General features: G+C 47.2%; 11 protein-coding genes. 9 read left to right on the plus strand and 2 right to left on the minus strand.

Annotation, left to right across the window (positions count from 1 at the left end; translation table 11 throughout):
- The first annotated feature begins 50 nt into the window (after window positions 1–50).
- Window positions 51–533, plus strand: a complete 483-nt coding sequence (locus AB4484_RS13225; RefSeq protein ID WP_017054932.1) for a MarR family winged helix-turn-helix transcriptional regulator — start codon at window positions 51–53, stop codon at window positions 531–533.
- Between the two features lie 98 nt (window positions 534–631).
- Here AB4484_RS13225 and AB4484_RS13230 read toward each other — a convergent pair whose 3' ends face one another.
- Both AB4484_RS13230 and aceB read right to left on the minus strand, forming a co-directional pair.
- Complete coding sequence (locus tag AB4484_RS13230; protein WP_004732837.1) at window positions 632–1,072, minus strand: heme-binding protein; 441 nt, start codon at window positions 1,070–1,072, stop codon at window positions 632–634.
- Window positions 1,073–1,174: 102 nt separating this feature from the next.
- Complete coding sequence (aceB, locus tag AB4484_RS13235; RefSeq protein ID WP_065584809.1) at window positions 1,175–2,800, minus strand: malate synthase A; 1,626 nt, start codon at window positions 2,798–2,800, stop codon at window positions 1,175–1,177.
- 313 nt (window positions 2,801–3,113) lie between these two features.
- Between aceB and gcl the strand changes: the two genes are divergently transcribed.
- From gcl to AB4484_RS13275, 8 genes are all read left to right on the plus strand, one after another.
- Window positions 3,114–4,886: a glyoxylate carboligase gene (gene gcl, locus AB4484_RS13240; protein WP_102575673.1), complete on the plus strand. Its 1,773-nt coding sequence runs from the start codon at window positions 3,114–3,116 to the stop codon at window positions 4,884–4,886.
- A gap of 117 nt (window positions 4,887–5,003) precedes the next feature.
- Window positions 5,004–5,780 (plus strand): hydroxypyruvate isomerase, encoded by a 777-nt coding sequence (hyi, locus tag AB4484_RS13245; RefSeq protein WP_046223038.1) that lies wholly within the window; start codon window positions 5,004–5,006, stop codon window positions 5,778–5,780.
- A gap of 37 nt (window positions 5,781–5,817) precedes the next feature.
- Window positions 5,818–6,714, plus strand: a complete 897-nt coding sequence (locus tag AB4484_RS13250; protein WP_102556181.1) for a 2-hydroxy-3-oxopropionate reductase — start codon at window positions 5,818–5,820, stop codon at window positions 6,712–6,714.
- 242 nt (window positions 6,715–6,956) lie between these two features.
- On the plus strand, window positions 6,957–8,267 hold the full coding sequence (locus AB4484_RS13255; protein ID WP_372078623.1) for a glycerate kinase: 1,311 nt from the start codon (window positions 6,957–6,959) through the stop codon (window positions 8,265–8,267).
- A 163-nt stretch (window positions 8,268–8,430) separates the two neighbouring features.
- A complete protein-coding gene (locus AB4484_RS13260; RefSeq protein WP_050647496.1) occupies window positions 8,431–9,045 on the plus strand; it encodes a TetR/AcrR family transcriptional regulator in 615 nt (204 codons plus the stop codon).
- A 350-nt stretch (window positions 9,046–9,395) separates the two neighbouring features.
- A complete protein-coding gene (locus AB4484_RS13265) occupies window positions 9,396–10,220 on the plus strand; it encodes an efflux RND transporter periplasmic adaptor subunit (protein WP_372078625.1) in 825 nt (274 codons plus the stop codon).
- 2 nt (window positions 10,221–10,222) lie between these two features.
- Complete coding sequence (locus AB4484_RS13270) at window positions 10,223–13,285, plus strand: efflux RND transporter permease subunit (protein ID WP_372078627.1); 3,063 nt, start codon at window positions 10,223–10,225, stop codon at window positions 13,283–13,285.
- 178 nt (window positions 13,286–13,463) lie between these two features.
- A partial coding sequence (locus tag AB4484_RS13275; protein WP_372078629.1) for an amidohydrolase occupies window positions 13,464–14,671 on the plus strand: 1,208 nt, incomplete at its 3' end.

Genomic DNA, 14,671 nt, shown 5'->3' on the forward strand with positions numbered 1-14,671 from the left:
ATGTTAAACTAGTTTGAAGTAATCAGACTAACAACGGAGCGAGATTGCAAATGGATGCTATCGACCGCGTAGTAGAGCAATGGGCAAAGGAAAAGCCCGAACTAGAAACTGAGCCTATGGCAATGATGGGTCGGATTATGCGTATTGCCAAGTATATGGAGACGCAAGTTGCCGAGCTTCATAAAAAATACGATATGAAGTTGGGTGAGTTTGATGTGTTGGCGACGTTGCGACGTTCTGGAAAGCCTTACCGACTGACGCCATCAGAACTGATTGGATCCATGATGCTGACATCTGGCGCGATGACTAATCGCCTTGATAAGCTAGAAGCCAAAGGGCTGATCAGCCGTGAACACAGCAAAGAAGACAGACGCAGCGTGAGTGTGCAGTTAACCAAAGATGGTCTTATTCTGATTGACCAAATGATGACTGAACATGTCGAAATGCAGAAAAAACTGGTTAAATCATTGTCTGCGAGTCAGAAGAAGAACACCAACCAACTTCTGAAAACATGGTTGAGTGCGTACGAGTAGTCTTGCAGATCTTCCTTTAGATTCAATAAAAACCGAAGCCTAATCGCTTCGGTTTTTTTGTTCCTGTCTAAGAACTTCAAGTACAGCGAATTGGCGAATTAAGCTTGGAGCATCTCGTCGCTAAACAATTCTGCGCAGCCAATGCCATTAATGGCGCAGCTCTCGTCGATGTCTGAGATGTCACCGCTGACCCCAATCGCACCAAGTACCGTTTTATCTTTGTCTCGAATCAGTAGGCCCCCTGGTACTGGCACCATGTTTCCGTGTGCGAGTACGTTTACGGCAGAGATAAATGCTGGTCGGTTGTCAGCATCTTGGGCGAGTTTTCTAGAGGAACAGCCCAGAGCGAGTGCTCCCCACGCTTTAGCGATCGCGATGTCTGGTCGCATCATGCTAGAGCCGTCTTGACGTTGCAGAGAAATCAGCTTGCCACCGCTGTCTAAGACGGCGACCGTCAAAGGTTCTGTGTGGATCTTGTTTCCTGCTTGTAAGGTACCATCAATAATGGTTAACGCTTGTTGTAGAGTCAAACTTCCCATGTTATCTCCTAGTTTTTCAAGGGGCCGTGTACCAAGCTAAGTCAGCCAATCATGACTCTTGTTGGTGAGCATCATTGACTGATTCAGTTCGGTACAAGAGTCCTAACTGGACTCTTGTAATAGCCCATAGCTGGGTAAAGTTAGGAAGGCGGCGAACTCTTCGGCTGTAGAAAGTTGATAGAAAAGATCAGCTGTCTCTTCAAATCGACCTGCTGCGTAGCGCGAGTCTCCGACTTCATGTTTTATCGTGTCTAACTCCTGGTAAAGCCAAGAGTGGAATAGTGATTTGGTAAAGGTTTGGCCGTCATCAAGCGTGACACCGTGGTGGATCCACTGCCAGATATTGGCTCTCGAGATCTCAGCAGTCGCGGCATCTTCCATAAGGCCGTAGATAGGCACACAGCCGTAGCCTTGAATCCAAGCTTCGATGTAATACAGCGCGATGCGTATATTCTTACGTACTCCTGCTTCGTCGCGACTGCCCTCACAAGGCTTTAGCAACGAGTCTGCATTGATCACATGCTCTGGGCTTTGGAAATCCATTTGGTTTACTTTGCCATCTAAGTGCTTATCAAAGATCGACATTGCCAAATCAACCAGCGCAGGGTGCGCAACCCATGTTCCATCATGTCCGTTTTGAGATTCTCTTTGTTTATCTTCGATAACCTTGGCGGTCACACGCGCCATTTCTTGCGGATCTTTTGCTGGAATAAAGGCAGACATACCACCCATCGCCAGTGCGCCGCGAGCGTGACAAGTGCGTACCAACAGTTGGCTGTAGGCGTTAAGGAATTCTTGGTCCATGCCGATCCCGTGACGATCTGGCAGGATGCGGTCTTTATGGTTCTTCAGCGTTTTGATGTAGCTGAAGATGTAATCCCAACGGCCACAGTTCATCGCTACGATATGATCACGCATTGCGTACAAGATCTCTTCCATTTGGAATACGGCTGGAAGTGTCTCAATCAAAACCGTCGCACGAATGGTGCCTTTGGGTACGTGGAAATAGTTTTCGGTGAAGCTGAAAATATCGTCCCACCACTGTGCTTCTTCCATGCTCTCAAGCTTGGGAATGTAGTAGTAAACCCCTAAACCTTGTTGTGCTCGTGATTGATAGTTGTGGAAAAAGTACAAGGCGAAGTCCATCAAGCAACCGCCGATAGGCTGATTGTTGAATTGGATGGATTGCTCAGGAAGGTGGATCCCTCGTGGGCGAGCGATCAGCAGTGCAGGATCGTCGTTTAATTGGTAACGCTTCTGTTTCTTCTCATCGAAATAACTAATGGTGCCAAGGTTAGCGTCTCTTAGGTTGATTTGCCCTTCGACCATATTGGCCCAAGTCGGGGAAGACGCATCCTCAAAGCAACACATGAAGACTTTCGCGCCTGAGTTTAGCGCGTTGATCACCATTTTTCTTTCGATAGGCCCGGTGATCTCTACGCGGCGATCAAGCAGTTCTGGTGGAGGCGTTGCCACCTTCCACTCTTTATTCTGACGAATGGAAATGGTGTCTTTTCTGAAATTGGGTAGCTCTCCCTCGTCATACTGAGCTTGTTTTGTGTCGCGGTCACTTAGCAGGGCATGACGGCGATCTCCAAACTTATTGACGAGAGCTTCTAAGAATTTTAATGCATCTTTAGACAAGATCTCTTTGTACTCGGAGTTGTCCATATTCCCGAGTACCTGCATACACTGTACTTCTTCTCTCTCTTTTACGTCATTCATCATTGTTGTCTCCTTTGAACAATACGATGTCACTTTGTATACAAAATGCTCTTTTTAAGGATATTTATATTGCATAAATTGTAAACAAGCAAAGGGTATTTAACATTTATTTATCATTTGATCTTTTTGTGATTTATTTTCACGTAAAGATATTTTATGTAAAGCAATGAATTGTAAGCTTTTCAGGGTGGGTGCTTACTCAGAATGGCAGCGGTATGTAACTAAATTGTTTCATTTTGGGGTTGATAAATGGCGAGGATGGTTCATAGTACACAAAAGTTAGTTTAATTGTATACAATCTGAACTGGAGGTTCGAATGGCAATTATGAAAGCGATTGAAGCAGCGGTAGAGGTGCTTAAACGTGAAGGTGTAGACATCGCATTTGGTGTTCCCGGCGCAGCAATTAATCCTATGTATGCGGCTATGAAAAAGCTCGGAGGAATCGACCACGTCTTAGCTCGTCACGTAGAGGGTGCATCCCATATGGCTGAAGGGTACACGCGCACTAATCAAGGCAATATAGGTGTGTGTATTGGTACTTCTGGTCCTGCGGGAACGGACATGATCACGGGTCTTTATTCTGCGACTGCAGATTCGATTCCAATTCTATGCATCACAGGCCAAGCGCCACGTGCTCGTCTTCATAAAGAGGATTTCCAAGCGGTCGACATTGAATCTATCGCTAAACCAGTGACTAAGTGGGCAACCACGGTGCTGGAACCTGCACAAGTGCCACGCGCATTCCAAAAAGCCTTTCATTTGATGCGTTCGGGTCGCCCGGGTCCAATCCTGATTGATCTACCGATTGATGTTCAGCTGGCTGAAATTGAATTTGATATCGATACCTATGAACCGCTAGAACCTTACAAACCACAAGCAACTCGCGCGCAGGTTGAGAAAGCGTTAACTATGATGTCTCAATCGGAAAAACCGTTGATTGTATCGGGTGGTGGCGTGATTAACGCTGGCGCGTCCGAATTGTTGCAACAGTTTGCCGAGATCACTGGTGTTCCTGTGATTCCAACCTTAATGGGTTGGGGATCGATCCCGGATGATCATGACTTAATGGCGGGCATGGTGGGGCTACAAACTTCCCACCGTTACGGTAACGAAACCATGCTCAACTCTGACTTTGTGTTTGGTGTGGGTAACCGCTGGGCTAACCGTCATACCGGTTCTGTGGATGTTTACACTGAAGGCCGCAAGTTCGTACATGTGGACATTGAACCGACTCAAATCGGCCGCGTGTTCTGCCCAGATTTAGGCATTGTCTCTGATGCGAAAGCAGCACTAGAGCTAATGGTTGAAGTGGCGCAGGAGTGGCGTGACGCTGGCAAGTTGCCGAACCGAAATGCTTGGGCTAGTGAGTGTCAGGAACGCAAATCGACCATGCTGCGTAAAACCAATTTCGATGAAGCACCAATGAAACCAATGCGTGTTTATGAAGAGATGAACAAGGCATTTGGTCGTGATACTTGCTATGTGAGCACCATTGGTTTGTCGCAAATCGCCGCCGCTCAGTTCCTGCATGTTTATAAGCCGCGTAACTGGATCAACTGTGGTCAGGCTGGCCCATTGGGTTGGACAACACCAGCCGCATTAGGTGTACGAGCAGCCGATCCAAATCGCGATATTGTTGCTATCTCTGGTGATTACGATTTCCAATTCATGATTGAAGAACTGGCGGTAGGTGCTCAGTTCAACTTGCCATACATTCATGTGTTGGTGAACAACTCCTACTTAGGTTTGATTCGTCAAGCACAGCGCCAATTTGATATCGACTATTGTGTACAACTGGCGTTCGATAACCAGAATGCACCAGAGCTTGAAGGCTACGGTGTTGACCATGTTGCCGTTGTTGAAGGCCTAGGTTGTAAGGCAATTCGAGTTCGTGAACCAGAGCAAATTGCGGCAGCGTTTGAGCAAGCCAAAGAGCTGATGAACAAGCACAAGGTGCCAGTGGTCGTTGAGCTGATTCTTGAGCGAGTAACCAACATTGCGATGGGCGTAGAGATCAATGCCATCAACGAATTTGAGCCACTTGCCGAAAGCCGCGGCGATGCTCCAACTGCGCTGGCGTACAAGTAATCATTAAGTCATGTGTATCCGTAGAGCTGAGGCTTAGCTCTACGGAAAAGCCTCCAATATAGCGAGGCTCTACTACAAATAACCAGATTTTCAAAAATAAAGAATAAGGACAGAGTCATGGCAAAATTTGCAGCAAACTTGTCAATGTTATTCACGGAAGTTGATTTTATGGACCGCTTTGAAGCCGCCGCAGAAGCGGGCTTTCAAGGTGTGGAATACCTTTTCCCTTACGCCTTTGATGCTCAGGCAATCAAAGCCAAGCTCGACGCTAATAACCTAGAGCAAGTGCTATTTAACCTGCCTGCGGGTGATTGGGACGCTGGCGACCGTGGTATCGCGGTCGACCCAGCGCGAGTTGAAGAGTTTCAAGCGGGTGTACCTAAAGCCATCGCTTACGCAAAAGCGCTCGGTTGTACTCAAGTGAATTGCTTGGCGGGGATTGTTCCGCAAGGTGTGACCCAACAAGACGCGCAATCGGCGTTTGTGATTAACCTGCATTACGCGGCGAACGCGCTAGCAGCAGAAGGCATCTGCTTAGTGATTGAAGCAATCAATACTCGCGATATTCCGGGCTTCTTCTTGAACACGACTGAGCAAGCCAAAGCGATCATCAAAGAGGTAGGGAGCGATAACCTTTCTATCCAATACGATATTTATCACATGCAAATTATGGAAGGCGATCTTACGCCGACCATGCAACAAAATATTGGCCAAATCGCACACGTGCAACTGGCGGATAATCCAGGCCGACACGAACCGGGTACTGGCGAAATCAACTACCCATTCGTGCTCAATTATCTTGATGAGCTTGGCTATCAAGGCTGGGTTGGCTGCGAATACAAGCCAAAAACAACAACGACAGAAGGCCTTGGTTGGCTGCACCAGTACCGTTAATTGAGTCTGGTAACCCTCAAACGTTAAGGAGAACAACATGTCTAAAATTGCATTTATCGGAACTGGCATCATGGGTAAACCTATGGCGAGTAACCTTCAAAAAGCAGGTCACGATTTGATTCTGTCGGATCACTTTAATGCAGCACCTGCCGACCTTGTGGCAGCGGGCGCAACGGTCTGTCATTCACCAGCGGAAGCGGCTGAAGCAGCAGATATCGTTATCTTAATGGTGCCGAATACACCACAAGTTGAAGATGTCCTGTTTGGTGACAACGGCGTCGAGAAAGGCCTAACGGCGGGTGGCGCAACGGGGAAACTGGTTATCGACATGAGTTCGATCTCGCCAATCGCGACCAAAGCAATTGCAGCGCGAATCAATGAAGGTGGTGCTTCATACCTTGATGCACCGGTATCAGGTGGCGAAGTAGGCGCTATTAATGCAGCGCTGACTATCATGGTGGGCGGTGAGCAAGACGCCTTTGACAAAGCACGTCCGCTATTTGAAATCATGGGTAAGAACATCACGCTGGTGGGTGATAACGGTGCAGGTCAAACCTGTAAGGTCGCAAACCAAATCATCGTTGCTCTGAATATCGAAGCCGTGTCTGAGGCGTTAGTCTTCGCTTCAAAAGCTGGTGCTGATCCAGCACGAGTTCGTCAAGCGCTATTAGGTGGCTTTGCTAACTCTAAGATATTGGAAGTGCACGGTGAGCGTATGGTTGAAGGCACATTCGACCCGGGCTTTAGAATCTCACTTCACCAAAAAGACCTCAACTTAGCGCTAACGGGCGCACAAGAGCTAGGGGTTGCACTACCTAATACGGCTAACGCTCAAGAGTTGTTTGGCGAGTGTGCCGAAATGGGTGGCGAAGGTTGGGACCACTCTGCGCTTATCCAAGCGATTGAGAAACGTTCTGACCACTCGATTCGTTAATCTAGTTAACGGTTTGTCCGTTTAGTGGTTAGTCAATCAACCGATTATCCGTTAATTAATTAGGGCTGCTATCGATTCGTAGCCCAACAGTTTGTTTATAAATCGCGTAGTTTCGTCTCCTTTTATACGCGTTCCTGATACGAGGCAGAGGTTGAAGTTGTTCCTTTCCAACTTGATCTTAGCAGGCACCCTTTGGCCTTGTATCGGGGTTCTTTTTTTCTCCGTCAACTAAGGAGTGGCTGATGGACATTGATGCTAAGCAGTTTCTGCAAACCCTTTTCTCAAGTGCTGTTAATCAGGCGCTACCTAAAAATCACATCGAACCTTTTCTTCCTCAAGACATTTTTTATCGTTCTGCTAATCAAGCCGGGCGTACTGTGGTGATAGGAGCAGGAAAAGCGGCCGCATCAATGGCTGCAGAGCTTGAAGCGGTTTGGCAGGCAAAGAAACAACAAGACCTTGCACTGCGTGACCTTGAAGGCTTGGTGGTGACTCGTTATGAGCACACCGCCCCTTGCGAACATATCGAAGTGATTGAAGCTGCGCACCCCGTGCCAGATGCGATGGGCTTAGAAGTGAGCCAACGTATGCTGCAATTGGTGAGTGGCTTGAGCGCTGACGACACGGTTATTTGCCTACTGTCAGGCGGTGGCTCTGCATTACTAAGCTTGCCCGGTGACGATATCAGTTTGGCAGAGAAGCAACAAATCAATAAAGCGTTGCTTAAATCGGGCGCCGCCATTGATGAGATGAACTGCGTTCGTAAGCATTTATCTTCTATCAAAGGTGGGCGATTAGCGAAAGCTGCTTACCCAGCAAGAGTGGTCTCTTTGGCGATTTCAGATGTGCCGGGCGATGACATCAGTGTGATTGCATCGGGCCCGACCGTGCCAGACACCACCACTCGCTTTGATGCTATGGCAATACTGGAACGCTATCGAATTGAAACACCACCTTCGGCATTTGAATGGTTGAACAACCCAGAGTCAGAAACCGTGAAACCGGATGATGAGTGCTGGAAAAACGCCGAACACCATATTATCGCCACCCCGATGTCGGCATTGGAATCCGCTGCGGCAGAGGCTGAAGGCTTAGGTATTCCCGCTTATGTGTTGAGTGATTGTATAGAGGGAGAGGCGCGAGATGTCGCGAAAGTTCACGCTGCGCTAGCTAAGCAAGTCGCCAACCACAAGCACCCATTTGAGACGCCTTGCGTGATACTTTCTGGCGGCGAAACCACGGTAACCGTTAAAGGCAATGGTCGCGGTGGGCGTAACTGTGAGTTCTTGTTGAGCCTATATAACGAGCTTAAGGGCCAAGACAACATATTCGCATTGGCTGCTGATACCGACGGAATTGATGGCGTGGAAGACAATGCGGGCGCGTGGATCACACCTCAAACATGGCAACAAGGTTCGAGCCTGTCGCTTAAAGCGCAAGACTATCTCGATGCGAACAACAGCTACGATTTCTTCAAACAACTCGATGTGCTTCTTACCACGGGCCCGACGTTGACCAATGTGAATGACTTCCGCGCAATATTGATTCTTTAATTTGAACAGTTCAAAAACACAGTATGGAATGGTCGCTTCTTAACAAATAGAGCGGCCATTTTATTGTTATCAATGCGGTGACCTTGAGTTCTGAAATTATCTTCTGGACTAATGAAGCACGTTGATTACTATGATTTCAGTAACGAGCTGTAAAGGATGCAATATGTCTAGGATCAGACAAAAGAATCAAGATTTAATCATCGAAGTCGCGTGTGAACAATTCGCCACTCATGGTTATGCTGCAACAAAAATGGCCGATATCGCGAAAGCGGCCGACATTCCCAAGCCTAATGTATTCTATTATTTCAGCTCTAAAGATAAGCTCTACAACGCTGTGCTTGAAACCGTCACTCAGCCTTTACTAGAAGCATCTCGTCCAATTGAAGAGCTCAGCGATCCTGTTGAGGCCCTATCTCAATATATTCAAACCAAGCTGATTATTTCTCGCGATCATCCGCACGCCTCTAAAGTGTTTGCCAATGAAGTGATGTCTGGCGCGAAAGTGTTGCCGAAAGAGATTGGTGACGAGCTGTATAAGCAATCCCAGATGATTCTTGATAAGTTCTCGACATGGTCGGCGCAAGGCTTAATGGACGATGTTCCCGCTCATCACTTGATGTTCACCATTTGGGCGGCCACTCAAACCTACGCCGATTTTGGCTGGCAGATTTGCAGCGTGATGCAGAAAGACCAGCTCGATGATAAAGACTATGCCGATGCCGCTGAATTCATCACGCAGCTAGTGATTAAAGGCTGTGGTGTGAAAGGAAAAGCTTAGTTAGCTAGTCGAACTCAATTTCATAAAAATAAGGACGTCACTCGATGTCCTTTTTTGTATGCGTTGCTTTATGGAAGAGTGACCTTTAGAAGTCGGCAATAATGCCTTGTCGTTCGATATTGTCTTCAACAACCAAAATACGACTGCGTTCAAGTATCTATCCGATCCAAAGACCTGCCCCTACCCAAAATGTAGCCAACCTAAAATCATGTCGAACTTATCTCTAATGGATAGCGTTAATCAAAAAAATGAAATTTCATCAAATTCTTTATAAATCTAGCATCGACTTTGACTTTAATTCGACAAAGTCAGTTCAATAATAGATCGCATCAATAGGTGAGGGTCGAATTATGAAAACTAAAATCATCGCGCTTGCAGCACTTCTCGGAGTTTTTACAACTCAAGTATCAACAGCTCAAGCAACAGAGCTGATCGGCCATGTTCAAGGGTTGAACAAACACAGTATTGTGGCTGAGGTGCCTGGCGTTGTTGAGATGAATAACCTTGAAGTGGGAGATGCTGTAAACCAACGGCAACTACTTGCTCAAATTAAAGTCGATGATTTTAAGTTTAGTGTTAACAAAGCGAAGGCCAATCTTGCGCTTGCAGAAGCGGATCTTGCATTACGGAAAGCAACCTATAACCGCTATCAAGCACTCATCAAAAAGAACAGCCTTTCAATAGGAGAGTTAGATACAGCACGTGCCGAGTTTCTTAGTGCCAAAGCGGCTGTTTCTGTTGCTCAAATTGACTATCAACAATCTCAAGTTGATCTCGAAAATACGCAAATTGAGTCTCTTATCTCGGGCTATATCTCTAACAAACCTGCGCAATCAGGCGCTTGGGTGAGTGAAGGTGATTTGCTCTATGAGGTAGTTAATATCGATAAAGTCACCTTGTCATTCATGGCGAGTGAGTATGACTTAAAGCATTTCACGGTAGGCCAGGAAGTGGTGGTGTGGTCTGAAACCAACCCAGAACTCAAGATGGAAGCGAACGTGCAGCGCATTGGTGTCGAGATGCAAAATCTGACCTACCCAGTCTTGGTTGAGATCACCAACCAAGGGCATCAATTTAAGCCGGGTATGTCGGTGTACGCCTCGACAGATCTTGCGGTGAAAAATATCACAACGGCTCAAGCAACAGCGAACTCGAATCAAGGTAAAGGGCAGTAGAGATGAACTTTTTAGCATACTTCGCGAATCGTCAATTCTTAGCTCGAATTATTACGGTAATGGTGTTGCTGACGGGTGTTATGTCGTTAATTCAGCTCAATTTACAAGAGTATCCCGATGTTGCAATGGACACGGCGGAAATTGAAACCATCTATCCCGGTGCAACGGCTCAAGACATTGAACTCAACATCACCAACCCGATAGAGAAAGAACTTCGCTCAGTGGATGGCATTGCCTATTTTTCATCTGAATCATCAGAAGGGCGATCTTTCATTGAGGTCGAATATTTACCCGGTGAAGACGCAGCGGTGATCTTGCGAGATATTCAGCAGGCGGTCGATAGAGTCGGAAACCTACCGAAAGATATAGATGCGCCACCAGTTGTGACTCAGCAGAAAACCTCTTCTTTGGATGTGTACCATTTTGGCGTGAGCTTATCAGACAGCAACACCGATCCCGCTTCATTGCAGCACTACGCGTATCAGCTAGAAAAGAGAATCAACAACCTTGGTGGCGTTGGTGCTATCAAGCTTTCTGGGTTTAACGATCGAGAGTTTTGGGTTGAAGTTGACCCGGAAAAAGCACGTCGTTACCAAGTTGCCTTCAATGACGTCAGTACCGCGATAGAGCAACACAATTTGTCGCAATCGGGTGGTTTTGTAGAGTCGTGGAGTCAAGAGCAGAAGATCGTCACCATGACCAAAGTGGCCTCGACCGGTGATATTTCTGACATCGTAATCAAGGCGCTGGATTCTGGTCAGGTTGTGCGTGTGTCTGATGTGGCAACGGTGATTGATACCTTTGCGCGCGCAACTGAAGATCCTGTTTTGAGCGGGAAACCGGCGGTGATTTTCTCAATCACAAACAGTGGCAGCGCCGATGTGACTGCTACCATCGACAGTATCAAGGCTTTGTTAGCCAAAGAAAGCGAACGCGTTGGCGATCAATTCATCTTCCAGACCAGCCTCGACCTTGGTAAAGACATGAGCGAGAAGTTCTCGATTGTAGCAACTAATGGTGCAATCGGTTTGGTGTTGGTTTTGCTGATCTTGAGTATGATTCTGCAACGACGTGTCGCCTTTTGGGTGTCGGTTTCTATCCCGTTTTGTGTGTTCGGTGTGATGATCGTTTTGCCGATTATGGGGCTGAATTTAGACAGCATCACATTGGCTGCACTGTTGTTGGTGATCGGTATTATCGTTGATGATTCGGTGATCATCGCAGAAAGTATTTTTCAAGAAAAAGAAGCGGGTAAAAAAGGTGTCGATGCTGCGGTGTCGGGGACGCTAAAGGTGATCAAGCCATTGATGGCGAGCTTAGTAACCACTGCTTTAGTGTTTATCCCGATGATGTTTATTCCGGGCACTATGGGCAAGGCGGTTGCCGTGATTCCGATTACCGTAATCGCAGCGCTCGTGTTCTCATTCATTGAATGTACGCTCACACTGCCTGCACACTTGGCTTCTGCAAAAGAGAGCAACCAAAAATCTCAAGAAAAGGATCGATTTGAATGGATAGCGAACCACTATCGTTCGCTGCTCAATTTCGCCCTGAACTATAAGAAGTCAGTGATTGGATTGGCGTTGGTTGGCTTCGCCGTTTCTGGCTTTTTGGTGTCTTCGTTGAAAGTGGATATCTTCCCAACAGAAGCGGGTAAATACATTGAGGTGTACACCGAAGTGAAGGCAGGCACGCCGCTAAGCAAGGTGCGAGAAGCCCATCTGTCGATAGAGCAAGCGGTCGAATCTCTGCCAGAAACGGAGCTGGTTAGCTATGAATTGGTTTACTCATCACCAGTGTCGCAAGGCGTCATTAATTTAACGAACTTTGACCAGCGCAGCCGTTCAGCAGAACAGATTATTGCGGCACTTAATGAAGAGTTGAAAGTGGTGTCTGAAGGTATGTTTATTAAGTTCTCAATTGATGCTGGTGGTCCGCCTCCCGGTGAGCCTGTCGAGGTTCGAGTTCTTGGCGGAACCGAGAGCGAACGCAATCAAACCGTGGATTTGGTGATGGCTTGGCTAGAAGATTACCAAGGAGTGACAAGCGTCAATCACAGTGAGGCACTGAAAGATCCTCAGCTGAATATCGTTCCTCAATATCACTGGCTGGCGAAATACAACTTAACGGTGAGTGACTTATCGAATGCACTGCGAGTCGGCTTTGATGGTAACAGCGTGACATCCACTTGGCTTGGCGATCAAGAGGTCGATATTCGTGTGGTATTGGACGAGCAATTCCGCGATATCGAGAAACTGAAAACGACTAAAATCTACACCGCAGATGGGCAGCAAGTACCGCTCAGTCGATTGGCAACGGTTGAACAGATAGGAATTCCGCGTCTGATTAAACATTACAACGGGGAGCGTGAAGTGACGGTATCAGCGGCTTTATCTGACGAGATCATTAGCCCTGTCGCGTTATCCGATGAGCTAGTCACAGAGCTCAATGGTCAATACCCATCGAACGTGACCATCAGCGTTGGCGGCGAAGCAGAAAGCACCAACGAAACCATGAGTGGCTTTATGGTGGTGTTCCCCGCGGCAATGGTGGCGATCTATTTCGTGTTGGCGGTGATGTTCAATTCACTGTTGCAACCACTGCTGATTATGGCGGTTATCCCGTTTGCGATTATGGCGTCATTGATGGCACTCGTGGTTCACATGCAGCCGATGTCTTTGTTTGGTTTGATTGGTGTTCTCGGCATGACTGGCGTGGTGGTGAATAACTCATTAGTGCTAATTAACCGAATCAACGAGCTAAGAACCGAAGATTTAGAGGCAATAGATGCAGTGACTCAAGCCGCGGTCAGTCGCCTGCGCCCGATTGTGATGACATCACTGACCACGGTTGCTGGCTTGCTTCCTCTAGCCTATGGGTTAGGCGGAACGGACGTGTTTATGGGGCCAATGTCGCTCACATTAGGTTATGGTTTGCTGTTCTCGTTGCCTGTCGTACTGTTGGTGATTCCTTCGATGTATGCGCTATTCTTTTCTAAAGGTTCGGCTGAACGAGCGAAGAGCAGTTCACAAGCTGAGCTCAAAGCTAATCACAAAGGTTCGTGAAGCACGATTTTGTGACCTGTTGTGCAATAACTCATTTATCTTGAATTCGGCTCGATTAGGTATGCCATTTTATTTAAAGGTAAGGTTATAGTGTCGCAAAAATTTAGCGGTGCTCTTTTTTCTAAAGGAAAAGACTAACCTGCTAACAATATTACACGCACAACATATAGGTTTAGCAATGACGCTCAAAAGCTTGGCATGCACCATCAGCGCAGTTCTACTGGCAGGCTGTGGTTCGACGGTCGCGACGCAAACATACAACGCCGATCTGATCATCACCAACGGACAGGTTCTAACGATCAATTCAGAAATGGATGTCATTGAAGACGGTGTCGTAGTGGTGAAAAACGACCAAATCATCGCAGTCGGTAACGAGGGTTTGATCACTCAATACCGCGCTGAAAAGGTGATTGATGCTCAAGACGGGATTGTTATGCCGGGCATGGTCAATGCTCATAACCACCTCCCTATGATTGCGTTTCGTGGCTTAGGCGAAGAGGGCATCTCGAACCGCTTGTTCGCTTACTTCTTCCCTCTAGAAGCTGAAAAGCTAAGCCGTGAACTGATTTACAATGCAACCAAGCTTGGCTCTATCGAATTGGCACAAAGCGGTGTGACAACTTACGCCGATATGTACTACCACATGGACGAAATGGCAAAGGCAACCAAAGAAGTCGGCTTACGCGCTGTGCTCGGTGAAACCGTGATTAAGTTCCCTGTGGTCGATGCCAAAGAACCTTATGGCGGCATTGAATACGCCAAAGGCTTTATCGAACAATACAAAAACGATGAGCTAATCACGCCTGCTTATGCGCCACATGCAGTGTACACCGTGAGCAAAGATAAGCTCCAAGAAATCAATAAACTGTCTGCTCAATACGATGTGCCGGTGCTGATTCACGTTGCTGAATTCCCTAATGAAGAAAAGCGCATCAAAGATGAAACCAAAGCGACATCGCCAGTTGAATACATGGATGAAATCGGTGTGCTAGACGAGCGCGTAGTGATTGCTCACGGCATCCACCTTTCAGAAAATGACCAAAAGCTTCTCAAGCAAGCTGACGCGGGTATCTCATACAATCCAATGGCAAACGCTAAAGGCGCGACGGGAATCGCACCTGCATGGGAGATGTATCGTGCCGACATGCGAATTGGCTTAGGAACCGACGGTCCAATGAGCTCTAACCAAGTCGATATCATGCGCACATTAAGCTACGCAGCAAACATGCAACGCTTAAAGCACTCAGACCGCACCATTATGATCCCTGAACAAGTCATTGAGATGGCGACATTAGGCGGCGCAAAAGCCCTCCATATGGAAGACCAAATAGGTTCTCTTGAAGTGGGTAAGAAAGCAGATATCGTGATTGTATACCGAATCAACTT

Source organism: Vibrio sp. 10N.261.46.A3, from assembly GCF_041472995.1.
Classification (GTDB): domain Bacteria; phylum Pseudomonadota; class Gammaproteobacteria; order Enterobacterales; family Vibrionaceae; genus Vibrio; species Vibrio coralliirubri.